Origin of the sequence: Gemmata sp. SH-PL17 (assembly GCF_001610855.1) — a bacterium.
GTDB lineage: Bacteria > Planctomycetota > Planctomycetia > Gemmatales > Gemmataceae > Gemmata > Gemmata massiliana.
In genome coordinates, this window is the sequence record NZ_CP011271.1 from 2,184,775 (window position 1) to 2,208,872 (window position 24,098).

39 protein-coding genes and 2 tRNA genes are annotated in these 24,098 nt (G+C 65.5%); 21 read left to right on the top strand and 20 right to left on the bottom strand.

The window, feature by feature from the left end; genetic code table 11:
• Positions 1 to 13: 13 nt before the first annotated feature.
• From VT84_RS09080 to VT84_RS09090, 4 genes are all read right to left on the bottom strand, one after another.
• Complete coding sequence (locus VT84_RS09080) at positions 14 to 379, bottom strand: hypothetical protein (RefSeq protein ID WP_082839300.1); 366 nt, start codon at positions 377 to 379, stop codon at positions 14 to 16.
• A gap of 64 nt (positions 380 to 443) precedes the next feature.
• Entirely contained in the window at positions 444 to 617 is a 174-nt protein-coding gene (locus VT84_RS38330) for a hypothetical protein (RefSeq protein WP_157469354.1), read from the bottom strand.
• Between the two features lie 86 nt (positions 618 to 703).
• The gene (locus VT84_RS09085) at positions 704 to 886 is read right to left on the bottom strand and encodes a hypothetical protein (protein WP_082839301.1); all 183 of its coding nucleotides are present in this window, start codon (positions 884 to 886) and stop codon (positions 704 to 706) included.
• A 91-nt stretch (positions 887 to 977) separates the two neighbouring features.
• On the bottom strand, positions 978 to 1,214 hold the full coding sequence (locus VT84_RS09090) for a hypothetical protein (RefSeq protein ID WP_082839302.1): 237 nt from the start codon (positions 1,212 to 1,214) through the stop codon (positions 978 to 980).
• 133 nt (positions 1,215 to 1,347) lie between these two features.
• Between VT84_RS09090 and VT84_RS09095 the strand changes: the two genes are divergently transcribed.
• The gene (locus VT84_RS09095; RefSeq protein ID WP_082839303.1) at positions 1,348 to 1,617 is read left to right on the top strand and encodes a hypothetical protein; all 270 of its coding nucleotides are present in this window, start codon (positions 1,348 to 1,350) and stop codon (positions 1,615 to 1,617) included.
• Positions 1,618 to 1,625: 8 nt separating this feature from the next.
• Here VT84_RS09095 and VT84_RS09100 read toward each other — a convergent pair whose 3' ends face one another.
• The 8 genes from VT84_RS09100 to VT84_RS09130 all read right to left on the bottom strand — a co-directional run bounded on the left by VT84_RS09100 (position 1,626) and on the right by VT84_RS09130 (position 6,488).
• Positions 1,626 to 2,363 (bottom strand): phosphoadenosine phosphosulfate reductase family protein, encoded by a 738-nt coding sequence (locus VT84_RS09100; protein ID WP_162271643.1) that lies wholly within the window; start codon positions 2,361 to 2,363, stop codon positions 1,626 to 1,628.
• Positions 2,357 to 2,977 (bottom strand): hypothetical protein, encoded by a 621-nt coding sequence (locus VT84_RS39540; protein ID WP_162271644.1) that lies wholly within the window; start codon positions 2,975 to 2,977, stop codon positions 2,357 to 2,359. Before VT84_RS39540 ends, VT84_RS09100 begins: the two co-directional genes overlap by 7 nt.
• A complete protein-coding gene (locus VT84_RS09105) occupies positions 2,971 to 3,237 on the bottom strand; it encodes a helix-turn-helix domain-containing protein (protein WP_082839305.1) in 267 nt (88 codons plus the stop codon). Before VT84_RS09105 ends, VT84_RS39540 begins: the two co-directional genes overlap by 7 nt.
• Entirely contained in the window at positions 3,231 to 3,911 is a 681-nt protein-coding gene (locus VT84_RS09110; protein WP_082839306.1) for a hypothetical protein, read from the bottom strand. The genes VT84_RS09105 and VT84_RS09110 overlap by 7 nt, the downstream gene beginning before the upstream one ends.
• A complete protein-coding gene (locus VT84_RS09115) occupies positions 3,908 to 4,897 on the bottom strand; it encodes a hypothetical protein (protein ID WP_157469356.1) in 990 nt (329 codons plus the stop codon). Before VT84_RS09115 ends, VT84_RS09110 begins: the two co-directional genes overlap by 4 nt.
• Positions 4,894 to 5,385 (bottom strand): hypothetical protein, encoded by a 492-nt coding sequence (locus VT84_RS09120; protein WP_082839308.1) that lies wholly within the window; start codon positions 5,383 to 5,385, stop codon positions 4,894 to 4,896. The genes VT84_RS09115 and VT84_RS09120 overlap by 4 nt, the downstream gene beginning before the upstream one ends.
• The gene (locus VT84_RS09125) at positions 5,370 to 6,071 is read right to left on the bottom strand and encodes a hypothetical protein (RefSeq protein WP_082839309.1); all 702 of its coding nucleotides are present in this window, start codon (positions 6,069 to 6,071) and stop codon (positions 5,370 to 5,372) included. Before VT84_RS09125 ends, VT84_RS09120 begins: the two co-directional genes overlap by 16 nt.
• A gap of 183 nt (positions 6,072 to 6,254) precedes the next feature.
• Positions 6,255 to 6,488 carry a hypothetical protein gene (locus tag VT84_RS09130; RefSeq protein WP_082839310.1) on the bottom strand — a complete coding sequence of 78 codons (234 nt, stop codon included), beginning with the start codon at positions 6,486 to 6,488 and terminating at the stop codon, positions 6,255 to 6,257.
• Positions 6,489 to 6,637: 149 nt separating this feature from the next.
• Between VT84_RS09130 and VT84_RS09135 the strand changes: the two genes are divergently transcribed.
• From VT84_RS09135 to VT84_RS09185, 10 genes are all read left to right on the top strand, one after another.
• Entirely contained in the window at positions 6,638 to 7,111 is a 474-nt protein-coding gene (locus tag VT84_RS09135) for a GNAT family N-acetyltransferase (RefSeq protein WP_082839311.1), read from the top strand.
• A gap of 485 nt (positions 7,112 to 7,596) precedes the next feature.
• Entirely contained in the window at positions 7,597 to 7,965 is a 369-nt protein-coding gene (locus VT84_RS09145; RefSeq protein WP_082839313.1) for a hypothetical protein, read from the top strand.
• Between the two features lie 10 nt (positions 7,966 to 7,975).
• A complete protein-coding gene (locus VT84_RS09150) occupies positions 7,976 to 8,680 on the top strand; it encodes a hypothetical protein (protein WP_082839314.1) in 705 nt (234 codons plus the stop codon).
• Positions 8,681 to 8,810: 130 nt separating this feature from the next.
• A complete protein-coding gene (locus VT84_RS09155; protein WP_082839315.1) occupies positions 8,811 to 9,659 on the top strand; it encodes a M12 family metallopeptidase in 849 nt (282 codons plus the stop codon).
• Positions 9,656 to 11,209: a hypothetical protein gene (locus VT84_RS09160; protein WP_082839316.1), complete on the top strand. Its 1,554-nt coding sequence runs from the start codon at positions 9,656 to 9,658 to the stop codon at positions 11,207 to 11,209. The genes VT84_RS09155 and VT84_RS09160 overlap by 4 nt, the downstream gene beginning before the upstream one ends.
• Entirely contained in the window at positions 11,206 to 11,808 is a 603-nt protein-coding gene (locus tag VT84_RS09165) for a hypothetical protein (RefSeq protein ID WP_157469360.1), read from the top strand. The genes VT84_RS09160 and VT84_RS09165 overlap by 4 nt, the downstream gene beginning before the upstream one ends.
• 30 nt (positions 11,809 to 11,838) lie before the next feature.
• A complete protein-coding gene (locus VT84_RS09170) occupies positions 11,839 to 12,234 on the top strand; it encodes a hypothetical protein (protein WP_082839318.1) in 396 nt (131 codons plus the stop codon).
• Between the two features lie 136 nt (positions 12,235 to 12,370).
• Complete coding sequence (locus VT84_RS40665) at positions 12,371 to 12,775, top strand: hypothetical protein (RefSeq protein WP_239465756.1); 405 nt, start codon at positions 12,371 to 12,373, stop codon at positions 12,773 to 12,775.
• A 40-nt stretch (positions 12,776 to 12,815) separates the two neighbouring features.
• Complete coding sequence (locus VT84_RS09180; protein ID WP_082839319.1) at positions 12,816 to 13,238, top strand: hypothetical protein; 423 nt, start codon at positions 12,816 to 12,818, stop codon at positions 13,236 to 13,238.
• Positions 13,235 to 13,687: a hypothetical protein gene (locus VT84_RS09185; RefSeq protein ID WP_082839320.1), complete on the top strand. Its 453-nt coding sequence runs from the start codon at positions 13,235 to 13,237 to the stop codon at positions 13,685 to 13,687. Before VT84_RS09180 ends, VT84_RS09185 begins: the two co-directional genes overlap by 4 nt.
• Positions 13,688 to 13,856: 169 nt before the next feature.
• On the opposite strand, the gene VT84_RS09190 is transcribed toward VT84_RS09185, so the two are convergent.
• From VT84_RS09190 to VT84_RS09225, 7 genes are all read right to left on the bottom strand, one after another.
• Positions 13,857 to 14,159, bottom strand: a complete 303-nt coding sequence (locus tag VT84_RS09190; protein WP_082839321.1) for a hypothetical protein — start codon at positions 14,157 to 14,159, stop codon at positions 13,857 to 13,859.
• Positions 14,160 to 14,313: 154 nt separating this feature from the next.
• On the bottom strand, positions 14,314 to 14,727 hold the full coding sequence (locus tag VT84_RS09195) for a hypothetical protein (protein WP_082839322.1): 414 nt from the start codon (positions 14,725 to 14,727) through the stop codon (positions 14,314 to 14,316).
• Positions 14,728 to 14,863: 136 nt separating this feature from the next.
• Positions 14,864 to 15,118, bottom strand: coding sequence for a hypothetical protein (locus VT84_RS09200; RefSeq protein ID WP_082839323.1), 255 nt, complete (start codon positions 15,116 to 15,118; stop codon positions 14,864 to 14,866).
• Between the two features lie 235 nt (positions 15,119 to 15,353).
• On the bottom strand, positions 15,354 to 15,557 hold the full coding sequence (locus VT84_RS09210) for a hypothetical protein (protein ID WP_082839325.1): 204 nt from the start codon (positions 15,555 to 15,557) through the stop codon (positions 15,354 to 15,356).
• 191 nt (positions 15,558 to 15,748) lie between these two features.
• Positions 15,749 to 16,195: a hypothetical protein gene (locus VT84_RS09215; protein WP_082839326.1), complete on the bottom strand. Its 447-nt coding sequence runs from the start codon at positions 16,193 to 16,195 to the stop codon at positions 15,749 to 15,751.
• A gap of 14 nt (positions 16,196 to 16,209) precedes the next feature.
• Positions 16,210 to 16,506: a hypothetical protein gene (locus VT84_RS09220; RefSeq protein ID WP_082839327.1), complete on the bottom strand. Its 297-nt coding sequence runs from the start codon at positions 16,504 to 16,506 to the stop codon at positions 16,210 to 16,212.
• Positions 16,507 to 16,517: 11 nt separating this feature from the next.
• Positions 16,518 to 16,856, bottom strand: coding sequence for a hypothetical protein (locus VT84_RS09225; RefSeq protein ID WP_082839328.1), 339 nt, complete (start codon positions 16,854 to 16,856; stop codon positions 16,518 to 16,520).
• A 128-nt stretch (positions 16,857 to 16,984) separates the two neighbouring features.
• Between VT84_RS09225 and VT84_RS09230 the strand changes: the two genes are divergently transcribed.
• On the top strand, positions 16,985 to 17,209 hold the full coding sequence (locus VT84_RS09230) for a hypothetical protein (protein ID WP_082839329.1): 225 nt from the start codon (positions 16,985 to 16,987) through the stop codon (positions 17,207 to 17,209).
• On the opposite strand, the gene VT84_RS09235 is transcribed toward VT84_RS09230, so the two are convergent.
• Positions 17,206 to 17,541 carry a hypothetical protein gene (locus tag VT84_RS09235; protein WP_082839330.1) on the bottom strand — a complete coding sequence of 112 codons (336 nt, stop codon included), beginning with the start codon at positions 17,539 to 17,541 and terminating at the stop codon, positions 17,206 to 17,208. The genes VT84_RS09230 and VT84_RS09235 overlap by 4 nt on opposite strands.
• Positions 17,542 to 17,708: 167 nt before the next feature.
• On the opposite strand from VT84_RS09235, the gene lexA reads away from it, so the two are divergent.
• The 9 genes from lexA (at position 17,709) to rplK (ending at position 23,754) form a co-directional block, all read left to right on the top strand.
• Positions 17,709 to 18,341, top strand: a complete 633-nt coding sequence (lexA, locus tag VT84_RS09240) for a transcriptional repressor LexA (protein WP_082839331.1) — start codon at positions 17,709 to 17,711, stop codon at positions 18,339 to 18,341.
• Positions 18,342 to 18,383: 42 nt separating this feature from the next.
• Positions 18,384 to 18,698, top strand: a complete 315-nt coding sequence (locus VT84_RS09245; RefSeq protein WP_082839332.1) for a hypothetical protein — start codon at positions 18,384 to 18,386, stop codon at positions 18,696 to 18,698.
• Complete coding sequence (locus VT84_RS09250; protein ID WP_082839333.1) at positions 18,695 to 19,096, top strand: hypothetical protein; 402 nt, start codon at positions 18,695 to 18,697, stop codon at positions 19,094 to 19,096. Before VT84_RS09245 ends, VT84_RS09250 begins: the two co-directional genes overlap by 4 nt.
• Positions 19,097 to 19,378: 282 nt before the next feature.
• Positions 19,379 to 19,451: transfer RNA gene (locus VT84_RS09255), tRNA-Thr, on the top strand.
• Between the two features lie 81 nt (positions 19,452 to 19,532).
• Positions 19,533 to 20,834, top strand: a complete 1,302-nt coding sequence (gene tuf, locus VT84_RS09260) for an elongation factor Tu (protein WP_052559660.1) — start codon at positions 19,533 to 19,535, stop codon at positions 20,832 to 20,834.
• A 106-nt stretch (positions 20,835 to 20,940) separates the two neighbouring features.
• Positions 20,941 to 21,012, top strand: a tRNA-Trp gene (locus VT84_RS09265).
• A 243-nt stretch (positions 21,013 to 21,255) separates the two neighbouring features.
• Positions 21,256 to 22,233 carry a preprotein translocase subunit SecE gene (secE, locus tag VT84_RS09270; protein WP_082839334.1) on the top strand — a complete coding sequence of 326 codons (978 nt, stop codon included), beginning with the start codon at positions 21,256 to 21,258 and terminating at the stop codon, positions 22,231 to 22,233.
• Positions 22,234 to 22,270: 37 nt separating this feature from the next.
• Positions 22,271 to 23,194: a transcription termination/antitermination protein NusG gene (locus VT84_RS09275; protein WP_082839335.1), complete on the top strand. Its 924-nt coding sequence runs from the start codon at positions 22,271 to 22,273 to the stop codon at positions 23,192 to 23,194.
• Between the two features lie 95 nt (positions 23,195 to 23,289).
• Complete coding sequence (gene rplK, locus VT84_RS09280; protein ID WP_052559663.1) at positions 23,290 to 23,754, top strand: 50S ribosomal protein L11; 465 nt, start codon at positions 23,290 to 23,292, stop codon at positions 23,752 to 23,754.
• The last annotated feature ends 344 nt before the right edge of the window (positions 23,755 to 24,098 follow it).

Sequence of the window (24,098 nt, forward strand, 5' to 3'; positions counted from 1 at the left end):
GACTCGGTGGCGGTCAGTCGCGGATCTCAATCCCCACGACGTGGACGATGCAGGCCAGTGGCGCGTCGAGCAGCACCACGGTGCCCGCCGCCCGCGCGAACTCGATTGTGTCCCGATGCGCGCCCTTGACCCCGGTGATACCGGGCCAGCCGGCCATCCGCACCGCGTCCACAGCCGCGGTCAATTCGGTGTCGGTCCAGGTGGCCGACGTGAAGCACAGCAGCGCGCCCAGGCGACCGTTGAGCCGGATCGTCACCGGCTCCCCGTCGTTCGCGAGTGTGAGCCATTCGGCCGGCTCGCCCTCCGCGGTGAGTGAGGGCAGGTCGTCGGTGATGTACCGGTCGAGATTGACGAGCCGGTCGAGCAGTAGCGGACCCACGCGAGGCTCCTGTGTTGGGTGAGCGTGGCCCGTGGCGGCGAGTGCCACTGGCCGGGGTGTGGGGCTACTTCGACATCAGGGTCTTAACGCCGCGGTCGCTCAGCCACTTCTCGCACTGGGCGTAGGTGCCGCTGAATGCCTCGTGGTTGCTGTCAGCCTTGACCACCTTGCACAACCCATTTTCGCCCTTGCCGATGACCCGAATCTCATAACCGCATTCGCACTTGATCTGGTACATCGTCTCATCCCCCTTTGTCGCGGGCCGGTGTGACCTCGCGTGAGTGGTGCTGCCGGCTCCCCGATGCCGCTCAGCACCCGTGTGAATCAGCGATATTCCCACCGCACGCCCGATTCCGTCTTGCCGCTCCGTTGCCCACTCGTGATCTGCGATTCGATTTCGCCCTGATCGGGCACTTCGGCCCCGCCGCAGAAATTGCCGTGGCTGTCGATCTCGCACTGTTGTGTTTCGCTCAATTCGCCGCCCCACACTCGGATAAAGCCTTTCATCGTCGCTCCTCGGTTCGGTGTTTGGTATCTGCGTCGGCCTTGTGATGTAATATTACACCCGTGTGGCCACACGGTCAATACGAGTTGGCGGTTAATTTCCAAATTTCTCGGAATCGCTAGAAATCGCAGGGTTTTCACCGCCGCATATTTCGCGGTGCGTGCGATCTACTGCGTATCGCACACCCTCTGCCTGGCTCACGCTGCCGATGTGCGCCGCGATGTCCGCGATCTTCGCGAGGGTGTCATCCGTGAGGCGGTATTTGCTCGCCTTGGTCCCGCGGTCCGGGCGCCCCTGGGACGGCTTCTTTTTGCGTGGTTTTGGTGGCATGATCCCTCCGTAAATTGCCACTGTACCCACACGGTCGTGTGGGTACAACGTCGCCCGGAAAATAATCCCGCCTGATTTGTCGCACTTCGCCCGCGGCCCGGAACTCTCTGTGTACCCCACACAGGAGGCTCCCATGTCCGCACCCGATCCCGTCGCATTCCACCGGCTCGCCACCAATCCGCGTGTGCTCACCGGCTCGTTCTTCCTCGGCCACTACCTGCACGTATTCGCCACCGCCCGCCAATGGGATGACGTGGCCCTGGCCGCGTGGCTCGCGTGCGAGGTGACGACGCTCGATCACCTGCGGCTGTGCCGGTCGCTGCACACGGACGCGGATTACGAGCTGGTGGCGGGCACATTCGGGGTGAGCGCGGAGCGACTGCGGGAAGTGATGCAGGGGTGAGGTGATTGCTAGCGCGCGAGTCGGCGCAGTACATCGCCGTAATACTCGCGCTCCCATTCGGCGCGGCCACCGCCCGTGCCGTGTGTGTCGCCTATTTCGGCGACACGTAGGCGCTCCCGGCCCCACCGGCCCCCGCCCAGCATGGCGTAGGCCGGGTGAACCGGGAGCGAATGTGTCGCGAGGTAGGCGAACACGTCAGCCGTCGTCCACCATGCCAGTGGCGCGCACCCGTTCGGGCTGTTTTCGCCCCAGACCCGGCACCGCATCTTCCGCCCGGCCGATTCACCGGCGCGGATGCCCAGAATGTGCCGGTGCCCGAGATCATCATTCAGACGCCGAATGCCGGCGTACCACCGACGGTCCGTTTCGCGGTCCAGTGCCCCAGCGGGCAGGTTGCGCGCGTGCAGCCCCTCGTAATCAATCGGGTGCTCAATGTACCTCTGATCCGGAAATCGGGCGCGGTACTCGTTGCAGACCGCGTCGCAGTCCGGGTTGCGGTTGGAGCACCGTAAATTGACCAGGGGCACGGCGGGGGCAACGGTCGCACACAGGTGCGCGACAACGACCGAATCTTTGCCCCACGAGACGCCACAGTACGCCGGGCCGCCATCCAAAAAAAGCCGCAGGGCAGCCAGCGACCGTTCCACCTTGGGGCCGATGCGGGGCGCGTGCGCGCGATCGGCGGCTTCCAGATCGGCCCACAGTTCCCGGTCCGCGGCGGCGTGTCTGGGGGATGGGATTAACACTCGGGCACCTCGCCGTACCGCTCGCGGTAGTGCTTCGATTCGCGGCCCCGGCGGTGCCCGAGCAAGGATTTCAGCGGCCGGTGCTGCACGAGCGGCGGGGCCGCAATCGCAACCGGCAGTCGCTCGCGCCGGCAGAACGCTCCGAGGGCCAAATCGTTCGCGAACGTGTGGTTCGGTTGCGCGGCGAGCCAATCGGGATAAAACGCCGCGAACGCGGGTACGATTCCGGACGCGACTACGAGCCCGACGGCGCTACACATGGCCGTGGGGTTGGCCGTCGCGTACCCGCGGGGCACCGGCGCGGCCTCTTTGCGCGCGGAGTAGAGCATGAGTACCGCGAACGGCCCGCGGGCCAGCAGGTTCCCGAGTCGCGGCGCGAAGTCCGGCGCGGGCCACGCATCGTCCTGCAGGTACACGAGCCACCCGCCGGCCGCGGGCGGGGCCGACAGGCAGTCCCGCCACGTTTCAACGGCGCCGCGACCAGTGTCCCATTCCACGCGCGGCTCTGGGCACCCTTGCCTCGCGAGTTCCGCGCGCAGTTGCCCGACCGCAGCGCCGCGCGACGGGTGCGCCTGCACGACGAACGACACGGCACCGGCACCCGAACTCAGCACGGCACCACCCCCTTCTTGGCGGCCTCGACCCGGCGGCGCAGCCCCGGGATACTGAACAAGTTGCCCACCCCGAACGCCGCGCACACCTCGCGGTAGTTGCGGCGCGCCTTGTCCCTACGGCGCTCACTGGTGTGCCCGTTCGGGGCCACGCCCGCCTTTTTCTGGTACTTGCCCACCGTGGTCTGATGGATATCGAGTTTGGCGGCGATGTCCCGCTGGCTGTACCCGGCCGCGGTGAGCCGCGCGACGCGCTCTAGCACGGTTTGACGACCTCCGTGTACCGGTCACTGTGCCAGTACGGGGGGCAGCACGAATCGTAGCCCGCGCGCCACCCGTCCAGGTCCGCGGGCAGCGCCGGGCACAGCGGCAGCGACCGCATGAGCACCGGGCGCCCGTCTCCCCCCGGGGCGTACCACGAGTAGTCCGCGGCTGAGTCCTCGACGCGCCACCGCTTGACCCGGCCCCACCCGTGTGCCACCTTGCGCCCGATCTGGGCCACGTCGCGGAGCAGATCCCTGAGCCGCACCGCGTCCCCGAGCGCGAACCAGACGACCCGATCGGGCGTGAGCACATTAACCGGGAGCCGGTAGCTCTTCGTCCACGTGTTGGACGTCACGACTACTTTGCGCTCGGACGGGTGGAGCAGCCCCGCGCGCTCGACCCCGATGCGCTTACCGAAATGCGCCACGTGCGGGGCCGAGCGGCGCGCGATCGGGTCGGACGCGCGGAACACCGGCCAGCCTCCGATCTCCTCGCGCGCGACCGGGATCTCCGGGCACCGCATCGGGTCGGGCGCCGGGTCGCACCGGCGCGGCACTTCCGATTTGGGCCGCCGCTCCCGGTGGAACGCGACCTCGACCAAGAGGCCGTCCAGCCGCGGCGCGTAGTCCGCGACCGGCCCGGCGAGTTCGGCGGTGATCTTCAGTGGGGTCACTGGAACAGGTCTCCCGTCGGTTCGGCTCCCGGAGCGGGTTCCGGGGCCGGTTTCGCTTTGCCCTTCGGCGGCGCCTTCGCTTTGGCCGGTTTCTTTTCCTTCGGCGCGCCGAACGCCGCTTCGAGCCACGCGCGGAACCGGTCCTTTTGCCCCCGCGCGTGCCGCAGGTACGCGGTAACGCACTCTTGCGGGGGGACGTCGCACCCCTCGATCAGGACGCGGGTGAAGAGCTTGCCGTGCCCCTTCGCGCCCATGCCCCCGACGACACCGCCCGAGCGCTGCCACAGGTCCAGGGACCAGAGCGCCGCGCCGATGTCGAGGACGGTCGGGTCCATCAGCGTGTAGTCGTGCGCGAAGTACGCACCGGTCATCACGCACTCGCCGGTGTAGATCATCCGCGGATCGGATTCGCTCTCGGCGAAATCGGGCGCGGACTCGGCCAGCGCCGGGTTCTTCTCGCGCACCCCCGACGTGGTGTTCTGGTACTTGCGGACGAACCACTCCGCGGGCAGCAGCGGCGGCAGCTCGCGGAGCGCCTCGTCCCCCAGAATCGCCCCGACGGGGGTGCGCGATTGCTCGCAGCACACCCAGGCGTGGGACACCCGGGCGCTGCCCCCGAGCATCTGTTCCGGGCGGCACCCGCCGAGCAATTTGAAGAGCGGCGAGCACTCGTGGAGCTCGGCGATGAGCGCCGTATTCTCGCGCCCGGTCGAGTCCGTGAGCGAGCCGCCGTGGAACAGGAAGTTGAGTTGCGTCAGGGTGCAGAACCCGCGCAACCCGTACTCGTCCACGAGCCACTGCGCCCCCGGCGTGCGCAGGGTCCGGTTGCGCATGTGGTTCCCGCTGATGGCCGGAACCTGTCGGTCCGTGCCGTCCGGCTGCTGCACCGGGGTGCGCAATATGAGCGACTCGTTGCCCGCGGTCCCGGCCATGTGGGTGATCGGGGCCGCGGCCCGCGACAAGCAAACGATTCGTGCGGAACTCACGCGGCACCGCCTTCCCGCGCCGCCGCCGGCGCGCTGTTGGTTTGCTTCCACTCGGCCCACGCCTGGCGCCCGTGCGCCATGACCGCGGTGCGCCGGGTCTCGACCCAGCGCACGAACCCCTTGCGGTACGTCGCGTCCCGGTGGCTAAGGTCGGCCAGCAGCCCGAGCAGGTCCGCGTGTTCGTGCTCCTCGAGGGTGCCGATCTCGCCGCGCACGTGATCGAACAGCAGGCACAGCCACTGCTCGGTGTCGCCGTCGGACACCTTGGCGCACGCGCTCACCAGCCCGCTGTCGATGCGGGTCCACAGGGTCTTTTTGTCGAGTACCGAACCGAAAACGCGGCACAGGAGCACGACGGCCCGGTTCGCGACGGGCTGAAAGCTCGCGCGGTCCATCGCGCTCATCTGCCGGTCCGGGTCCACGATCTCGGCCAAGGCCTGGCGGAACTCGCTCCGGGATCGCACCGGGAGCGTCAATTGTTCGGACACGGTTCCTCCTTCGGTGGGGCTTCAAACAGGCACGCCGCGGCGACGGTGAGTAGCTCGTCCCGCACCGCGTGCCACTCTTCGAGCAGCTCGATTCGGTCCACGTCCCAGCGCCCGGGGCTAATCGGCAGCCGATCCCGGGCGGTCTTCGAGCCGTAGGTACGCGACACCATTTCGCACAACCGGATGCGGGCGCGCAATTCGTCGGGCCGGTAGTGCAGCGTGCGCCCGTCGTGCGTCAGGGACGCGAGCGCGCCCCCGCGGTTGACCGGCGCGCGGAACATCGTGTGCGTGCGCCCGGCCTCGCACAACAGGATCACGTAGGGCGGCTCGGGCGGGGCAAGACAGGCGGCACGAAGGGCATTTCGACCCGCGGCTACGCGATCGCCCCCGAGCATGACACAGAGCGCGCGCCGATCGGCGTTGGCTCGGGTGATTACCCACGACCACATCCACGGTTTGCCGTCCGGGGACTGGCCCGCGGTCGCGGTCATCGCCAGTGCGCACCCGCTACACCGGTGACCCGAACCGGGCGCGGCGAGTTGGTCGATCGCGGTAAAGGAGTCGGGGATTTCGTGCGGATCGGAGGCGGGCGCGCCGCAGTAGCAACACCGCTCGGCACCGATCGCCTCGCGGCCGTGCGCGACGGCGAAGAGGTGGGGTGCCGTTCTGATGACATCAGCGTCCATGCGGACATAGTTCCGCACCGGTTTGCCTGCGGCCCGCACGGTCGTAAGTGATAACGCGGAACGGATCGCGGCCCTGGACGAGATCGTAAAAGCGATCATTGCGGCCGCAGAGGGGTCGGGAAGGCGCAAGCCCGGGCGCCCGAGGAAAGCAGGCGGGGGAGCCGCGCCGCCCGTCGAGTAAGCTCACTTCTTTTTCGCGTTGCGATTTCCCCGTGGAGCGCCGCGGGGTGGAGCCACGAGCGCGGTAACGTCTGCGGCCCGGAGCAGGTAACTCTCTCGCTTGCCACTCCCCACTACGATTACGGGGAGCAGATCCTTTTCGATCCACATCCGAATCGTCCTCTCGTTCACGTTCCGGCGCTGTGCGGCGTCATCGACAGAAATCAGCCCCATATCTGAGAGCGGAATGCGGATCATTGCTCCTCCGGGTGATGTGTACGCAAACAGTGTACCCGCCGCGGCGGAAAAATAAATCCCAGAAAACCACTAACTGGACTTGAATAAAGAGCCCGTCGCGACGTATATATTGATGTGTCGAGCCAACCAACCACCTTCCGGAGTCTCCCATGTCGACCTTTAGCTACCTCCGCTCGAATGCCACGCTCGTCGACCTCCGTTGGGGGTGCCGCCTGGACCTCCCCCGCGTCGTCGAGATTGCCGCCTCAAGCTTCGAGTCGCCCTGGGACCACCGCGATTTCATGACCGCACTGAAACGTCGCGATTGCGTCCTCATGGTGGCCGAAGTCGGCGATGTGATCGTGGGTTACATGGTGTACGTCCTGCACCGCGATCGCATCGAGATCGTCACCTTAGGGGTTGCCCCCGAGTACCGTGGGCGGGGTATCGGTCGGCAGTTGGTCGAGAAGGCGGGCGACAAGGCGTACTACCTGAGCGGCAAGCGGGTCGCGTCGACGGTGCGCGAGAGCCTGACGGGTGGGTTGATGTTTCTGCGAGCGTGCGGGTTCAGGGCCGTGGAGGTGTTGCGAGGGGAGTTTTGGGACACGGACGAGGCGGGAGTGGCGATGGTGATGAAGGTGTGACGACGAGTGGACGATGTGGGCCGGGTGAGTCGCTCGGCCCTCACCCCGAACCGAGGATGCGAGCGATGAGCGACCGGGCTTTTTGGCGCAAGCTGTTTCGCAAGCAGAACAGCTATGCGGACGGTCGCGAAACCAAGAAGGGCGACATCGTTCGGGCTCCGCGAGGGTTGGGTGAGTGGCACACAGGAACCGTTGTGGCAGTTGGAACCGGCGCTGTCCGCGTCTTGTGGACCAAGAAGCAAAAAATCGGCGTCTGGACACTGTCAAAGACGTGCTACCTAATCTCTCGTGCGAAGTCTTGACCCCCTACGACGCGGGGCCGGAGATGACTGCAATCACCTCCGGGCCATTTCATTTCCCGTCCGGCGCAACCCTTCACCTCGCGCCGGCCCATCTCTACAGGCAACCGCCCCCGCCACAATCCCCGGCATAATGCGCGGCCCGGCCGCTTTCGCCCCGACCCTCCAGACGGACGGAGTGCCGTGATGCTGCTGGCTGACGAGATCTCTACCGGAGTCACCCTCATCGAGCGGTACGGCTCGTTCGGCCTCGTGTGCGTCATCGTGCTGGCGGCGATCATCGGCGGGGTGATGTTCCTGCGCTACGTGAAAAACGACTTCATCCCCCGGGCCGTGACGTTCCTCGAAGACAAGGATAAGCGCCACGAGACGTACCTGCGCGAGCGAGACGTGGTGTGCAAGCAGGCCGCCGAAACCGCGTCGAGCGCGGTGGACGCGCTCCAGCGGAACAACGAAGTGCTCGCGGATCTGGTGACCGAAGTCAAGAGACTCAAGGATCGTACCGACGAGCACCACGCGGGCGCCGGCGCCCGCCGGCGCCCCAGCAACGACTGAGGCTACTCGCATGATCGCCGGTGTGCTCCTCGAGTTCGCCCCCCTCGCCCTATTCGGCTCCTTCGTTCTCGCGATCCGGTTGCACTCGCGCGAGGAGCGCGGCGCGTGGGGCGGCGAATCATTCTGGAGCTACTCAGGTCGGTTCTTCTGGCCCCGCGTGCCCGACTGGATCGGCTGGCCCGCGTTCGTCGGGCTCGAACTGGCGCTCTACGCGGTCGCGTACCTCGCGCTCGTCCACGACAGCGGGGTGAACGCGAAGTGGCTCGCGCGGCTGTTTGGCTTGGTGCTCGCGGATTTCGCGCTGTCGCACGTCGGACTGTCGCTCGTGTTCGCGCGGCGGCGCGGGGCCGACGGGGAGCGAATCGAGAACCCCGGGATCGCCACCAGCGTGAACTACCCGCTCCTCGTGGCGATCGCGTGGCTGATCCTCCAACCGGCGATTGGTGCCGCTCACTTCGCTCAAGGCGTCGCGGTGTTCGCGTCGTGGTGGCTCGTGTCGTTCCTGTTCCTCCGTCGCAAAGGTGGCACCGTGAGTCGCAAAATCAGCGGCCGTCCGCACCCGTTCCCCGCTCCGGACGCTTCGTTCGAGACGGGGTTCAATTATCCGTTTATCCGGGGGAATGTGGCGCCGGCTGAATCTGTTTCCGCGCCAGCCGTCGGGCGCGTTCCCGTCGCGCCAGTCGTTGCGGATCGCGAAGATTCGGACCCGCAGTAGGCCCATAGCAAACCCGAAAGTCGCGCCCAAGAGCCGTGCCCAACGAAAAGGAACCCGTGTGATGGTCGCGCGTAAGAGTCGGTCGAGAGCCTTTATCCCGTGTTGCCTCAAGTGCCTGGAGCCCGGCGAGATGGTCGCGGCGGCGGCCCGGGCGGTCGAGCACAACCCGGCCAACGCGCCGCCCCCGGGCGCCCTTGCGTCTCTGATCGGAATTGCCCTGGTGGGCGAAGAGGCTCACCGGTGGGCCATCTCCGTCGTCACGTCGAAGTATTGGGGCACGGGCGGGCGCAAGTTCGGCGTTCAGTTCTTGGACAATCCGAACCAAGCGACGCGCACCAAGATCCTCGCGCACATGAACGCCTGGAACTCCCGGTGCAGCGTCTCGTTCCAGGAAAGCGCACAGGGCGAGATCCGCATCACGCGCGGGGGCACGGGGTACTGGAGCTACTTGGGGACGGACATCCTGAGCATCCCGTCGAACCAAGCGACGATGAATTTGCAAGGGTTCACCGAGAACACGCCCGACAGCGAATACAGGCGAGTCGTGCGCCACGAGACCGGGCACTCTTTAGGTTGTCCCCACGAGCACATGCGGCGCGCGATCGTCGACCTGCTCGACGTGAACAAGACGATCAACTACTTCGCGCAGACCCAGGGGTGGAGCGCGAACGAGACGCGGCAGCAGGTGCTGACCGCGATCGAGGAACGGTCGTTGCTGGCCAGTTCGACGACGGACCAGGATTCGGTGATGTGTTACCAGCTCCCCGCGGGCATCACGAAGAACGGTAAGCCGATCGTGGGCGGGGTGGACATCACGGAGAACGACTTCGCGTTCATGTCGAAGTTGTACCCGAAGCCCCAAGACCCGCCGCCCGCGCCCCCTCCGCCCCCGGTCGCGAGCGGCACGATTTCGTTCAACGCGCTCGTTTCGGACGTAATCAACAAGCTCCAGGCCCTCGGGTACACGGTCACCAAATGAAGCGAGAGGTCGCCAACCTGATTGTCGCGTGCCTCGTCGCGCTGGCGCTCGGCGCCCTGTTCGGCCTGATCGCGAGCGGCGCCGAGCGCGCCCCCGCGCCGAAGGATGCCGCACCCATTGGGTTCGCGGAGATCGTCGGCGCCGCCCACGCCGACGCGAAGTCGCTGCCCGTCGAGATCGCGGCCCGCACCCGGTACCTGTCCGCGGCACACCTGTCGGCGGGCGAGCGGCGCGAACTTTACGCTGTGGTGAGCTACCACGTGAACGGGCTGTCGCGCGAGTCGAAGCTCGTCGCGCCGCGGAAGGTCACCGAGTGGCTGTGGGCGGTTGATTTGGTGGATTACCGCTGGGACGCGAAGGTCTGGGACGAACTGAAGCGGGCGAACCACTACTTCGCGATCAAGGCCCAAACCGCATCCGTTGCCGCGGTGCCCGTCACGAAGACGCGGCAGGTCACGCGATACGACCAGTACGGTCGGTCGTATCAGGCGAACGAGGAGTACACCGAGCCGGGCACCGCGACCCCGGCGAAAGAGGACTTCATTCCCGCGCCGTGGCTCCCAGTGAAGGAGATGACGGAACTGGTCGCGCTCGCTGGCTCGCCCACGCCCATCGTGCGGGCCGACGAGTTCCTATTTCGCACCGGCGCCCAGGCGGACCGTAAGGGGCACGGGTACTACGACTGGCTCGCGCTCACGAAGCGGGCCGACGCGGAAAAGCTCGCCGCACTCGACCGGAAGAAGGCGGAGGAACTGTACCGCGAACTCGCGGCAATTGTGCCCGTGTCCAACGTGAGTCCGAACAACCGGCAGGTGTTCCGGTACGCGACCATAACCGGCTCGTGGTGGGAGAGCCGCGACGCGAACAACAGTGCGGACAAGCGGAACGCGGTCGCGAACCTGCTCGAAGACTACCAGCACGACGCGGAAGAGATCGTGTTCACGCTCCCGAACGGTCTGCCGGGGTTCTACCTCTCCGACGCGAAGGGCAACCAGGTCGACACGGCCCCGGACACGATTGCTTCGGACGGTCGGAGCACGAACAACGACCGCCGCGTTCACGTCGGGTACTCGTGCGTCGCGTGCCACCAGGACGCGGGGCTCAAGCCGGTGAGGGACTATGCGCGGAAGCTGTACGACCCGGAGACGGGTGTGTCGCTGGCAGCGGTGGCTCTCGACCCGCTCAGGGCGAAGCGACTGGAGAGTGTGTACCTCGGGCCTCTGGAGAAGGCGTACAAGCGCGACAGCGGCGACTACGCGGACGCAGTCGAACAGGTTTCGGGGCTCAAGCCCGCGGCGCTGGGCAAGGGATACGAACGCCAGTGGGCGCGATACCTCGACGACCCCGTTACCATCGAGCGCGCCGCGGCCGAATGTGGGGCTACCGTCGCCGATCTGCAACGCAAACTGCGCGACTACGCGCGAGCCAAGCGGGTCGTGGACCCGGTGCTCGTGGGCTACCTGATAGACGACGCGCCACCGATTCGCCGGGAGTATTTCGAGGAGCGGTTTCCCGTGCTCATGCTCATTTTGGGAGGTGCGACACCGTGAACAGTGACGGCGTCGTAATGTGCGCGGCTACTGCGCTGGTACTCGGTACCTGCGGAGGGATCGGGAGTTTGTTGCTGCGGGACTTGCCCAGACAGCACGTGGTACGTTCGGGCCGGGTCGCAATCGCGATTGCACTCTTTGTGGCCGGCACTGCGGCGATCGCGTCCATGCCCCCGGTGCAATCGTACTCCGTACCGGCCTACGGCGGGGTGCCGCTCCAACTGCTCGGCCAGCAAGGTGGCATGTCCGCGGCCGACGCGAAGCGGCTCCTGGAGATCGAAGAGGAGCGGCTCGTTCTCCAGCGCGAGAGTAACGAATTGCTCCGCGCGATCGCGATCAAGCTCGAAGCCCCGCTCCCGCAGGCGCAGAAGAAAGCCGACCTGTTCACCGTCGCGAAGGCGAAGTGCGCCGCGTGCCACACGCCCGGGAAGTCCGAGGCGAAGGGCGGCAGCTTCATCTTGTTCGCCGACGACGCCGCGGCCGCGCTGAAGCCCCTGAACGGGGCCGAGAAGCGCGCGGTCAAACAGGCCGTGCAAGACGGCTCGATGCCCAAAAACGGCAAGCTCTCGAAGGACGAGCAAGCCGCGTTCAACTGGTGACGTTTCTAACCCCGTTTCTGGAGAGATCGAATGAAGACTCTGATTGCTTTGGCAGCGGTTCTGGCGACCGCTTCCGTTTCACTCGCGCAGTGCAGCGCATCCCCGGTCCTGACGATTCCCGGTGGCGCGAACTTCTATCAGCAGCAGGCCCCGGTCGTTCAGGCCCAAGTGGTCGCGGTGCCGACCGCGCTGTTCGTCGTGCCGGGCGCGCCCCAGGTGCAGGTCGTACAGCAGCAGGCCGTAGTAGTGCAAGCGGCCCCCGTCGTCGTGCAACAGGCGCCGGTCGTGGTCCAGGCCGCGCCCGTCGTCGTCCAGCGTCAGGTGGTCGTGCAGAAGCAGCTCGTGCAGCGGGCGCCCGTCGTGGTTCAGCGTGCCCCGGTGCAGCGCCAGCGGTCGCTCTCGTTCCAGCGCACCGTGGTCCGGTAAGCGGTTTCGGCGGCGCGGGTCGCGCGCACGCCGGCTGATCGTCCGTGTCTCAATCCCCAGCGGGCCGACTTGCGCGGCCCGTTTTCACGCGCAACAGTGAATGCGCACCTCGCCCTTTGTTCCAGGAGTTCAACCCGTGGCCGATTTGAGCAACGTTCCCGAAGCGATTCAGGCAGCCCTGGCCGATGTGCAGGCCGAGTTCGACGCCTACCAGACCGCGACCGGCAAGGTCACCGAGAGCCTCGCCGCCCTCGCGCTGGCCCAGTCGAGCGTCAACACCGCGCTCTCCACCCAGATCGAGAGCAAGAGTGCCGTGGAGGGCGCGCTGACCAAACTCACCGACGATATCGCCGCGACCTATTCGCCGCCCCAGGGTGTAGGGGTGCCGCCCGCAGCGGACGCCCCGATGGGCGAGCGCGCGATCGGGGACGGGAAAATCCTCGCGCTGATCGCTCAGTACGGCCCGCAGTTCGTGGCCTTCCTGGTCAAACTCGGGGTGATTAAGCTCCCGGCGGGCGCCTCCCTGCCGAGCGCCGCGTAACCCGGCCCGCTCGCCCTATTGCCCCTACAGGATCGCGCCCGTGCTAATTGCCATCGACTTCGACGGGACCATTGCGGAGCACGAGTTCCCCGACATCGGGGCGCCCGTGCCCGGCGCGTTCGAGTGGATGAAACGGTGGCAGGAGGCGGGCGCGAAGCTGATCCTCTGGACGATGCGCAGCGACGGGCGGTCCGGCGACGGCTCGCGCGAGAACGGGCCGGTGCTGACCGAGGCCGTCGAGTTCTGCCGCGCCAACGGCGTGGAGTTCTTCGGCGTCAACCAGAACCCGGGCCAGGCGTCCTGGACGCAGTCGCCCAAGGCATACGCCCACGTCTACGTGGATGATGCCGGGTTCAACTGCCCCTTGCGAGAGAGCCGCAAGGCCGGCAACCGCCCGATGGTCGACTGGGCGGTGGTCGGCCCGCGTGTCCTCGGAATGATCACCTCAAAGAGTGCCAAATGATCCGCTTCGGCCCGCTCGTCCGCCTGGTTACCGTCGGGCTCTTCGCCGCGATCCTGTTCGCCGGGATCGCGGTGGCGCTGCAGATGTGCGTGCGGCTCCCGCGCGCCGTGGGCGCGCCGCTCCCGCCGCCTCCGAAGCTGTCGGCGGAGATCCTGGTCGGGAAGTGGGCGTACGATTGGGACGAGAAAAGTGAGGGTACGATCTGGGTCTATCCCGACGGGTCTTATTGCTCAATTCTCGGCGGCCCGAGCGGGGGTACGATCTGGCACGGCACCTGGGAGGTCCGCGACGGGGTGCTCCACCTTACGGAGTGGGCATTTAACCCGGATAACCAAGGGAGATGGGGGCCGATCCATTACCGCGTTGCGATCAGCATGAAACGGTACCCGCGTTTGGTGGGGAGCACCCAGTACGGCAACGAGGTCGTGCTGCGCGACCCCGTGCGGTGAAGTGAGGGTCGGTGAACGAGCGCGGCCCGCGGGAACTCCCCCGCGGGCCGTTGTATTTCACGCCGCCCCAGGCGTCCGTGCGTGAGGCGGGGCGATTCCCCCTCCCACCTGGGGAGGGGGTACACCGGGGGCGCGTCATGCGCCATGCCGGTGATCTCAGGGTGTACGGTTAGCCGATCGCGCGAATTGTTTCGCGCTCGTACTCGCCGTATTCGGCCGCGTGCCGGCCCTTCTCGGTGAGCGTGTAGAGCGTGCGGAACTGGACCGGCTGCCGGCGCTCCGTTACGCACGTGATGGGTTCTTCGGTGCCCTTTGCGAGCAACCCCTTCGCGACCAGAGCGTCGAGGAACTTACCGGTCTTCGATACCCTCGACCGGGTGTAGCGGATGTCCCGGCCGGGGACGGGCTTGTCGCCCGCGCGGACTAATACTCGGAGTTGCTGCCAAGTCTCGTGACTGATCGGCATTAGCATGGGCGCCTCGCGTGCGGTTGGGTTTCAGTGTGTGAACAAACGGCGGGCAGGGGCCGATTTTTGGGGTAAGAAATCGTCGCGCGATCCGTGCGCTGTCCGGGGTGCCGCATATAGGGGGACGCGACAGCCCGGCCCCGCCCGCCGTGTACGGGGGTCAAAAGACGTCGAACATTGCCGGGTTCGCGTTCGGGTACCGCCCTTTGAATCGCTCCCGGGCCGCTTCTTTGGCTCCCAGGTAATCGGCCGGCGCGCCGTTCGGCCAGCCCTCGATGATCTTCAGCAGCTCGTCTTCGGCCGCGGACATCGCGTTCACGTGGTCGCCATTGAGCTTAGCAAGCCGAGTGAGGAGGGCCGCGACCCCGTCCCCGCTGACCTCTCCGTACCCGTGGAGCCGCACCTGCGCCCCGGCGATGTCGACATTCGACACGACCGCGTGGCACACGGCGCTGCGCATCCGCTTCGCGAGGGCCTCGGCCAGCGTGAGCGGTTCTTTGTCCGCCCTCCGGCGGAAGCACCGGAGTTGCCCGGTGGCGGGATCAGTCATCCAAAGGTGCGGGAACGTGATCATTTGGGCCTCGATAAATCACTACAGCGGACGGGGAACGGTAACAAGTAACACCCAAATCCGCCGGGCAACGCACCCGTCGGGGCCACCCAGAAAGGCATGAGTGGCCCCTTACCCCGCCCGCCGTAGACACTGTGTGTCAAAAGGGAATTTCGGACGATCTCGGTACCGGGCGCGTCAGTTCCGCCGCGTGCTCCACGGCCTCTTTGCGCCCGACCGCGTACCCCTGGCCCGCGGCTTTGGCTTGCTCGGCACTTAGTGGGCCGAACTGCCGCACGAGGATCTCGCGGCTGTCGGTCGGCGCCACGTTCGCGTACCCGTGCCAGCGGGCCACGTCGTAGACGTCTTCGTGCTCCCAGTCGGTCGGCTCCAGGGAGTCGGTATCGTCGTTCATGGGCGGTCTCCGGATCGGATTGCGGCATAAAGACAGTAGTAAAACTCGGGCTCGGTCCACTCGCGCCCCGTTTGGTTGCACCAGTCGGTGCGCATCCGCCGCATCAAGGGCGAATACGCGAGGTCGGTGAGGCGGCGGGCGCCGGATGCGGCGTAGGCAGCCAAAAGAGCGTCCCGCTCGGACAACGCAAGCGAAGCAAACAACTCTCGCCCGCGAGCGAGCAATTCAGCCGAAGTCATTTCCGTCTCACGCCTTTCTTCGGGTTCACCCGCGTGTGACCCAGCCGCCGGCAGTCGGGCCGGAGCCCGCCATTCAGCACCACACGGAACAGCTTCGAGAGCGCCAGCGCGTCGCGCGCATCGGCCGCGCGCTCCTGGTCCCGTAGCTCGTGCGGGGTGAGCGCCTTGGTCTGGGGGAGCGATTCGGTTTCCGTGGGCATGGTCGTCTCCGGTTAGTTGTTCGCACGCCCGGCGGGGCGGTCACTTGCTTCCCACTCGCGAAGGAGGGGCCACCCTGGGGGACGCGCAACGGGCGAGTGCGCGCCGAGAGCGGTACAATTGTCGGGCGCCATCGGGTTCCCGCGACGTAACATCGCAGTTCACGCTGTCCGTGCCCCGCCGGGCGGCTTTCTCAGCGGCCGCATTTGGCTTTGGCGATAACCTCGCGAGAGTGCCAAAGTCGGCAGGCGCAGGGCGCAGGAATTAATTCCCCGCGCTCAAGTGGGTTCAGCGGGTATCCGTTGGACCGACAGGAGTTCGGGTCGTACCGCCCTGATTTGCACTCGTGTGAGTGGAACACGGTTTCGGTCGATGCTTCAAAAACCACATACTGTTCGAGGAGCGAGAGCAGATCAGGCGCCACGGCCGCGAGCGCCAGGTTGATACGCCCGGTCTCGTCCCAACGGATCGCACCATCCTCATCGTGCTCCGTGTGAATCTCCGCCACGTCGCTGTTGAGCGTGTCGAACAGGATTTTCCCGTTCGCATCTTTGACGACCTCGTAGGCGGTCTGCTCAGAGCGGTTTTGTACCGTCTCTCGTTCCCACGGTGCGGGGTTGTGCTTCGCAATCTGGCTCATGGGGCGATCTCCAGTTAAAGGGCGGTTGCCACGGTGCGGAACCCGGGCGCCGCGGTCAGGTTCTTCGGCCGGGGCACGTTCGCCTCGACGACTTCGATTTTCGGTACCAACCCCTCGCTCACCCGCACGACGGCGGCGACCACGTTACCGGCGCGGTACACGCTGGCGAGCACCCGGGCCGTGTGGACGTCCGCCGTGCGGTCGCACAGCGTCCACCCGGCGTGCCCCTCCGGGCTGAGCACCAGCACGCGGTAGGGCAGGTGCGGGGCGTGGATTCGCACGCGGTACTGCACGATGGCAGGAGCGATCACGGGTGCCTCCGTTACAGTTGGCCCTTGTCGAGCAGTTCCGCGACCGCCTCTTGATGCTTGCAGTGCGACCAGCGGAGGAACCCGCGGCACTCGCACCGCGTTCGGCCGTCGCGCCCGGCGAACACCGCGTACTCCGCGGCCTCCCGGTCCGTGCCGGCCGTGTGCTCGGACTTCACCAACTGGAAGCCCCGGCCCTCGTCTGCGGGGAACTCCTCGACCCGGTACAGCGTCGTCGCGCGGGCCGCGTAGATCCGCAGGTAGCCCGCGATTGGCGAGGACTCGGTGTCGGAGGGCAGGGCGGGCACCCAGTCGAAATCCACCGCGTTCGGGCGTGTTTCAGTCGCGGTCATCCGAGGCTCCGTTAGCGAGGTATCGAGATAATAAAGTTTCTGTTACAGAATGTCAATAACTAATTGTGTTGTTTTTTCAGAATCGCCAGTTATGATTCTGATGGCCAGTTACACTTGGAGAAGAACAGATGGTGCGTACTCTGGCCGTCATGGGACGCCCGAAGAAAACCGAGCCGACCGAGCCGATACGCCTGCCCGCGTCGATGGTTAAACGCATTAGACGCATCGCCGCGCACCGGGGCGTTGACCCCGGCGATTACGCTCTTGAGCGGTTTGGTGTGTTGCTGGACGAAGACGAAAACCAAATGCTCGAAGACGTTAAAAAAGAGCAGAAGAAGCCCAAGAAGCCCTAATCGCCGCGCCGACAGGGGTGCGGCAGAACGCGCCCCGCGACCCCGTCCGCTTCATCGTCGCTCACATCGAATTCCGCGATCACCCGCCACCGGGTGCGCCACCCGCGGTCGATTCGCGCCACTTCCACGACGCACGTTGCCGGGTCCGCCTTGTCCCGCTCGATCGATGCCCGGATCTCGAACGCCCAGCGCGGCGCGAACGTGTAGTCTGTCACCGGCTGCGCGAGGAACGCCCGCAGCGTGTACGCGAGCCGCACCGCCAGTTCCACGTCCTGCACGGCCCGCACGTTGACCTCCCACACGTCCTCCTCGGCGGTCCGAACGCGAAGCATGTGTAGAGTCGGAGCGGCGCTTGGGCGACCTTCCATAGTCATCCTCCGTGAAATCGAAACAATCCGCTTGATCCCATCGCGTGCGTCAGTTATCTAATTGAATAACTTGGTCCGATTGGGGTGTCAAGAAGGCTTTTATCGATTCGGATAAATGAAAGGATTACGCAATGAGCGATGAGCAACTGCCGCTGACCGAACCGGAATCGAACGCGCTCGCGAAGCTGCGCGAGTACATGCGACACAACCGGCGCCCGCCGACGAACGTCGAGGGCGCGCAACTGATCGGTTGCGCCTCGCCGCGCGCCTGGGCGTACCACATCGAGGCGCTGGAGCGCAAAGGGTACGTGGTGCGCGGGGAGGGGCACCGGAACCTGTCGATCGTCGGCGTGGCCGGGCGCCTCACGCTCAAGGTCTACGGCGAGGTGGCGTGCGGCGAGCCGATGCCGTGCGACGACGGCGAACCCGACGAGATCGATCTCGAACAGTTGTTCGACCCGGACACGATCACGCTGCTCAAGGCGCGCGGGGAGAGCATGATCGACGCGCACATTAAGCCCGGTGACCTGGTCGCGGTCCGCAAGGGCCAGAGCGCGAAGAACGGCGACACGGTCGTCGCGCGCGTCGGCGGGGACATCACGCTCAAGAAGCTCGTGCGGCGCCGCTCGGAGGGCGCCTACGAGGAGTGGCTGCACCCGTGCAACGCGAAGATGAAGCCGTTCCTCCTGAACCCGGACAACGGCGACGAGATCCTCGGCGTCTACGCCGGCGTGATCCGCGTGCCCAAAAAGGGCTGCTGCTGATTCCTACCTTTCCTGCCCCATTGCCCACCCGGAGATTCGCCCGTGCTCAACCCGCCACCCGCCCCGCGCCCCGTGACCATCCTCGTCGTCGGCGAATGGTCCGCACCAATTCAGGGCCTCATGATCCCCTGGAGCCAACCCATGCTCGTCACCGACGCCAAGACCGGGCGCAAGCACGTCGGGCCGAAGCCGACGCGCCTCGTCCAGACCGAAGTCGCCGGGCGCGTGCGGTACGCCCCGGGCGCGCTCTGCCAACTGCTGAGATCACACGACGGCTTCGATCTCGTTAAGCTCCCGAACGGCGTCAAGGTCCACGTGAAGTGCCGGACCGCGAGCAAGGGAGGGGAGGCAGCTTGAGCGCGAAGAAGGACGCCAACAACCCGGAACCCCAACGCGCCTTCTACGTCGCCGTGGTCGGCGCGCCCGACTTGATAGCGCCGCGCGAGCTGGGCGCGCTGCTCGACCGGCTGCTCACCCGGCACCAGGGCGGGAACCGAATCGTACTCCTCGTCACGAGCGACGGCCCGGAAGTGCAACTGACCTCCGGGCAGAACTGGCCGATCCATCTCGTGCCGCTGTGCTCGGGTGTCGTCAAGCGCGACTGCGAGATCATTTTCCAGTCGCACGCGATCGTCGTGATCGGCGACCCAGGGCCGTGGGCGCGGCTCCTGAAGCTCGCGGACGAGGCCCGCATCCCCACCCGCGTTTACCGCGATCCGCCGCGGGTGCGACTCTCAAAATGGCCCGATTTATAGGCGCCTGTACACCTTGTGCGGCCGCACCGATTTCGCTTTAATTGCAAGCATTAACCGGGAAACGGTGCGGTGAAGTCTAAATGGTGATGTGCGGATTTGCTTGGTTTTAAAGGGGTTTGGCTGAATCCCGGTTCCCTTCCAAGCAAGATGTCGTGGGTTCAAATCCCATCGCCCGCTCTGGCCGGGAAACTGGAACGGGAAAAAGTTCAAAGGAAAGTTCAGCCCCCCGGTCGTCCGCCCCTTCACTTTTGGTCCGAACCTTTTACCCTGTACCTGGGTATTGCTGCTGTAGCTCAGTTGGTAGAGCACCTCCTTGGTAAGGAGGAGGTCATGGGTTCAAGTCCCATCAGCAGCTCTCTCGGACCGAAACGGGAAGACGGCCGTTCGGCCGCGACCCCTGCAACCACCACGTTAAACCGTCGAGGAGTGAGGAGCGATGGCTAAGGGGACATTCGAGCGCACCAAGCCGCACGTCAACGTCGGGACGATCGGTCACATCGACCACGGCAAAACGACCACGACCGCTGCGATCATGGCTCGTAACGCGTATGTGAACAAGATCAAAGAGTTCAAGACCTACGCGGAAATCGCGAAGGGCGGGATCGTTCGCGACGCGAACAAGACCGTCACCATCGCTGTGTCCCACGTCGAGTACGAGTCCAACGATCGCACCTACGCGAACAAGGACGCCCTGCCGTACAAGGATCTGCTCGACTACCCGGGTGCGGACACTCTCGACTACTCGCAGACGATCAAGGGCCGACACTACGCCCACATCGACTGCCCCGGCCACGCCGACTACATCAAGAACATGATCACCGGCGCCGCCCAGATGGACGCCGCTATCCTCGTGGTCGCCGCCGACGACGGCCCCATGCCCCAGACCCGCGAGCACATTCTGCTCGCCAAGCAGGTCGGTGTGCCGAACATCGTCGTGTACCTCAATAAGTGCGACAAGGCCGACCCGGAACTCATCCCGCTCGTCGTGATGGAGCTCCGCGACCTGCTCAACAAGTACGAGTTCAAGGGCGATGATATCCCGATCGTGTTCGGTCGCTCGAAGGAAGCTCTCGAAAATGCGACCTCGGAAAACCCGGGCTCGCTCTCGATCGATGCCCTGATGTTCGCGCTCGACACCTATGTGCCGCTCCCGCAGCGCGAAGAAGACAAGCCGTTCCTCATGTCGATCGAAGACGTGTTCTCGATCAAGGGCCGTGGCACCGTGGCGACCGGGCGCGTCGAGCGCGGCACCGCGAAGGTCGGCGACGAAGTCGAGATCATCGGGCTCCGCAAGGACAACGTGAAGACGGTGCTCACCGGCATCGAAATGTTCCAGAAGACGCTCGAAAAGGCCATCGCAGGCGACAACGTCGGGGCGCTGCTCCGCGGGATCGATCGCGACGGGATCGAGCGCGGTCAGGTGCTCGCCAAGCCGGGCAGCATCACCCCGCACACCAAGTTCGAGGCCAACATCTACGTGTTGTCCAAGGACGAAGGCGGGCGCCACACGCCGTTCTTCAAGGGCTACAAGCCGCAGTTCTACTTCCGCACCACGGACGTGACCGGTTCGATCACGCTGCCGGCGGAAGTCGAAATGTGCATGCCCGGTGACAACGTGAAGATCACCGTCGAGCTGATGGACGGCATGCCGGTCGCTATGGACGAAGGGCTCCGCTTCGCGATCCGCGAAGGCGGCAAGACCGTCGGCTCCGGCGTCGTGACGAAGATCATTGCCTGATTTGGGGAGCCGTTGGCTCCGGTAGCAAGTTGATCGGGGCGGCGAGATCGGTTGGTGCCGCCGTCCCTTATGAATTAACTGCGTGTTGCCGGTGCCAAGTGGCTCTACGAGCGTAGCTCAACGGTAGAGCAACGGTTTCCAAAACCGTCGGTTGGGGGTTCAAATCCCTCCGCTCGTGCTGTCTCGGGTGCCGGCGGTCTCTCGGTGCCCGAAGCGCAAACGCAGTCGATACGCAACCGGCCGCCGAACAGGGAAGAATACCCGGTTCAGCGGCCGGTTGGCTCATGTGGACCGGTTCGGCTCGCACTTAGTTCCAAGTGGTTCCAAGGCGAGACGCGAACGAAATACGCCCGTTCCCGTTGCGATTGTGCCGCACACGCAAGTGGGGGACGTACCCAAGACGGGATGGAGAGGACGGAGCATGGCGACCGCTGTTGAACCCAGTTCCGTGCCCAGTACGCCGGGCCAAACGCTGAGCCTGCCGATCGCGAGCCTCCTGGGTGCGATCTACGTGTGCGCGGCGCTCGCGATCGTGTTCTACCTGATCCCGGTGACGTGGGCCGAGTACGTGACGCCGAGCCTGGCCAACCGGCCGGCGGACTACTTGTTCTGGTTCATCGCCGAGTGCGCCGCGCTGGTGACGCTGGTGTGGTTCGGCGGGAAGATCGCGGGCGACGCCCCGAAGGGCGTGCACGGCGGCATCTTCCTGATGATCTCCGCGGTCATTACGATCTTCTTCCTGGCCCGCGCATTCGCAATGAACATCGACGGGCCGGCGGGGATGGCGATCAGCGGGCTGGTTGTTGCCGGGCTCGCGTACCTCGCCGCGCGGTTCTTTGCCGGCCCGACCGGGAAGCGGTGGATGGTCGCACTGGAAGAGCAGGGGTGGTTCTCCTCGCACCAGTACAAGCGGTCGCTCGGCGTGAAGGTTCGGCGCCTCACCATTCTCGGTATCCTGCTCGTCGGTGGCTCGGGTGCGTGGTCGCTCTACGTGAACGGTCTGGTCCCGACGCAGATGTTGCTCGCAATGCCGTTCGGCATCCAGCCGATCCCGCTGATGAACGGGTTCCTGCTGAGCATCGGTGCGAAAGTCGTGGTGCTCGTGCTCATTATCGCGGTGACGCTGTGGGTCGGGTTCCGGTCGGTGAACGTACCCGATTTCGCCGAGTTTCTCATCGCGACCGAAGCGGAAATGAACAAAGTGTCCTGGTCCACCCGCAAGCGGTTGGCCCAGGATACCGTCGTGGTGCTCATCACCACGCTTATGATGACACTGTTCCTGCTCGCCGTTGACCTCTTTTGGGGCTGGCTGTTGAGTCGCAACACGGTCGGGGTGCTCCCGGCTCGGCCGACCAACGCGGACAAGGGCGCGCAGGTCCAACAAGAACAGAAGTGGTAACGTGTAACGCGGGACCGCGAGGCGGCCGAGGGTCAACATGATTGAAGACACCGACGATGTCCCCGCGACCAACGAACCGGAACCCGCAGCCCCGGTCGTTGATGCGCACTCGAACGACACTGTTTCTGCCCCCGCGCCCGCCGAAAGCGAGACGCGGGATCTGATCGAGTCGGGTGATTCGTCTGACGAAAGTGCCGCCGAGTTCGAGGCGGCTCCGGAAGTGGCCGAAGAGTCCCAACCGACCAAGAAGCCGCGGCCGGCTAAAAAGTCCGAGGAAGACGAAGAGCCCGAACCGGTGGCGGCCGCGTCGGACGATGACGACGAACCCGCCGAACCGGTACCCGAAAACAAGAAGAAGTGGTACGCGATCAAGGTCCAGAGCGGGCGCGAAGATACGATCAAGGCCGCGATTCTTCGTAAAGTCGCGATCGAAGGGCTGGAAGAATATTTCGGCCAGATCATGATCCCCTACGAAGAGGTGATCGAGAAGAAGGCGGTCAAGGTCAAGGACAAGAAGACCGGCGACACCGTGACAGTGGAGCGGAAGGTCACCCGCAAGCGCAAGAAGTTTCAGGGGTACCTGTTCGCGGAACTGGAATTCAACGACCGCATCCTGTACCTGTTCCGCGAAACGAGCGGGGTCGGGGACTTCCTGAACCTGCGCAACAAGCCCAACGAGCCGCCGACCCCGGAGCCGATGTCGGACCAGGAGGTCCAGCAGATGCTCACCGGCGAGAAGCAGGCCGGGGTGGACAACAAGGGCAAGAAGATCAAGATCGAGTTCGAGAAGGGCGACCGCGTGCGCATCCGCGAGGGCTCCTTCGCGAACTCCGAGGGCGAAGTCACCGCGATCAGTGAGCCGAAGGATCCGACCGACGCCCCGAAGATCACGGTGGTCGTCACGTTCTGGGGCCGGCCGCTGCCGGTGGAACTCGAATACTGGCAGGTTGCCAAGGTGTAGCGCGAGGCGCACCGGGTTGACGTAATTGTGGACGCCGCCCGGCGCCGGCACTACAACAGTTAATTCTTCAAAGACCATCCGTTCCAGGTGCAGCAATGGCGAAGCAGGTGACGGGCCAAGTGAAGCTCCAGTGCCCCGGCGGGTCGGCAACCCCGGCACCGCCCGTCGGCCCGGCGCTCGGTGCCCACGGCGTGAACATCGGTATGTTCGTGAAGCAGTTCAACGACAAGACGAACAAGCCCGAAATGAAGGGCCTGATGCTGCCGGTGGTCATCACCGTGTACTCGGACAAGAGCTTCGAGTTCAAAATCAAGAGCCCGCCCGCCGCGATCCTGCTGAAGCTCGCGGCCAAGATCCCGCACGCGAAGAAGGCGGGCAAGGAAGTGATCCCGGCCGACTCGAAGAAGGGCGGCAAGTACAAGGGTTTCACCGTCACCAAGAAGCAGGTAAAGGACATCGCCACGCAGAAGCAGGCCGACCTGAACGCGAGCGACGTCGATCACGCGGCCCGGATCATCGAAGGCACCGCCCGCAGCATGGGCATCACGGTGGTCGAGTAACCCTCCCGCCCGATCGCGTTTCGGATCACGCAGGTCGCTGTCAAGAGAAAAACGGCGTGTCGCCGTTGCCAACACTTGTTTGGTGTTGTAATCGTTATCTTCTCACTTACCGCCGCGCTCAGGTGCGGCGGAAGGGGTCGTAGTCGCGATTCGCGATGAGCCCCGACACGAGAGGTTTTGGAGTTATGGCAAACGACAAAGAACCCGCACCGGCGGGCGATCCCGTAGTTGCTCCGGCGCCGGCGGAAGCCACCGCTGCTGTCCCTGCTGCCCCGGTCGCTGCCCCACCGGTGGCGAGAAGAAGGCCGCCGACGCGATTGATACCCGAAGGTCAAGAAGAAGCC

Bases quoted from the DNA above. Each gene is read 5' to 3' on its own strand.
- VT84_RS38330 (WP_157469354.1), bottom strand. From the start codon at position 617: ATGTACCAGATCAAGTGCGAATGCGGTTATGAGATTCGGGTCATCGGC.
- VT84_RS09085 (WP_082839301.1), bottom strand. From the start codon at position 886: ATGAAAGGCTTTATCCGAGTGTGGGGCGGCGAATTGAGCGAAACACAA.
- VT84_RS09090 (WP_082839302.1), bottom strand. From the start codon at position 1,214: ATGCCACCAAAACCACGCAAAAAGAAGCCGTCCCAGGGGCGCCCGGAC.
- VT84_RS09095 (WP_082839303.1), top strand. From the start codon at position 1,348: ATGTCCGCACCCGATCCCGTCGCATTCCACCGGCTCGCCACCAATCCG.
- VT84_RS09125 (WP_082839309.1), bottom strand. From the start codon at position 6,071: ATGGACGCTGATGTCATCAGAACGGCACCCCACCTCTTCGCCGTCGCG.
- VT84_RS09130 (WP_082839310.1), bottom strand. From the start codon at position 6,488: ATGATCCGCATTCCGCTCTCAGATATGGGGCTGATTTCTGTCGATGAC.
- VT84_RS09135 (WP_082839311.1), top strand. From the start codon at position 6,638: ATGTCGACCTTTAGCTACCTCCGCTCGAATGCCACGCTCGTCGACCTC.
- VT84_RS09145 (WP_082839313.1), top strand. From the start codon at position 7,597: ATGCTGCTGGCTGACGAGATCTCTACCGGAGTCACCCTCATCGAGCGG.
- VT84_RS09150 (WP_082839314.1), top strand. From the start codon at position 7,976: ATGATCGCCGGTGTGCTCCTCGAGTTCGCCCCCCTCGCCCTATTCGGC.
- VT84_RS09155 (WP_082839315.1), top strand. From the start codon at position 8,811: ATGGTCGCGGCGGCGGCCCGGGCGGTCGAGCACAACCCGGCCAACGCG.
- VT84_RS09160 (WP_082839316.1), top strand. From the start codon at position 9,656: ATGAAGCGAGAGGTCGCCAACCTGATTGTCGCGTGCCTCGTCGCGCTG.
- VT84_RS09170 (WP_082839318.1), top strand. From the start codon at position 11,839: ATGAAGACTCTGATTGCTTTGGCAGCGGTTCTGGCGACCGCTTCCGTT.
- VT84_RS09185 (WP_082839320.1), top strand. From the start codon at position 13,235: ATGATCCGCTTCGGCCCGCTCGTCCGCCTGGTTACCGTCGGGCTCTTC.
- VT84_RS09190 (WP_082839321.1), bottom strand. From the start codon at position 14,159: ATGCTAATGCCGATCAGTCACGAGACTTGGCAGCAACTCCGAGTATTA.
- VT84_RS09195 (WP_082839322.1), bottom strand. From the start codon at position 14,727: ATGATCACGTTCCCGCACCTTTGGATGACTGATCCCGCCACCGGGCAA.
- VT84_RS09200 (WP_082839323.1), bottom strand. From the start codon at position 15,118: ATGAACGACGATACCGACTCCCTGGAGCCGACCGACTGGGAGCACGAA.
- VT84_RS09210 (WP_082839325.1), bottom strand. From the start codon at position 15,557: ATGCCCACGGAAACCGAATCGCTCCCCCAGACCAAGGCGCTCACCCCG.
- VT84_RS09215 (WP_082839326.1), bottom strand. From the start codon at position 16,195: ATGAGCCAGATTGCGAAGCACAACCCCGCACCGTGGGAACGAGAGACG.
- VT84_RS09225 (WP_082839328.1), bottom strand. From the start codon at position 16,856: ATGACCGCGACTGAAACACGCCCGAACGCGGTGGATTTCGACTGGGTG.
- VT84_RS09230 (WP_082839329.1), top strand. From the start codon at position 16,985: ATGGTGCGTACTCTGGCCGTCATGGGACGCCCGAAGAAAACCGAGCCG.
- VT84_RS09235 (WP_082839330.1), bottom strand. From the start codon at position 17,541: ATGCTTCGCGTTCGGACCGCCGAGGAGGACGTGTGGGAGGTCAACGTG.
- lexA (WP_082839331.1), top strand. From the start codon at position 17,709: ATGAGCGATGAGCAACTGCCGCTGACCGAACCGGAATCGAACGCGCTC.
- tuf (WP_052559660.1), top strand. From the start codon at position 19,533: ATGGCTAAGGGGACATTCGAGCGCACCAAGCCGCACGTCAACGTCGGG.
- secE (WP_082839334.1), top strand. From the start codon at position 21,256: ATGGCGACCGCTGTTGAACCCAGTTCCGTGCCCAGTACGCCGGGCCAA.
- VT84_RS09275 (WP_082839335.1), top strand. From the start codon at position 22,271: ATGATTGAAGACACCGACGATGTCCCCGCGACCAACGAACCGGAACCC.
- rplK (WP_052559663.1), top strand. From the start codon at position 23,290: ATGGCGAAGCAGGTGACGGGCCAAGTGAAGCTCCAGTGCCCCGGCGGG.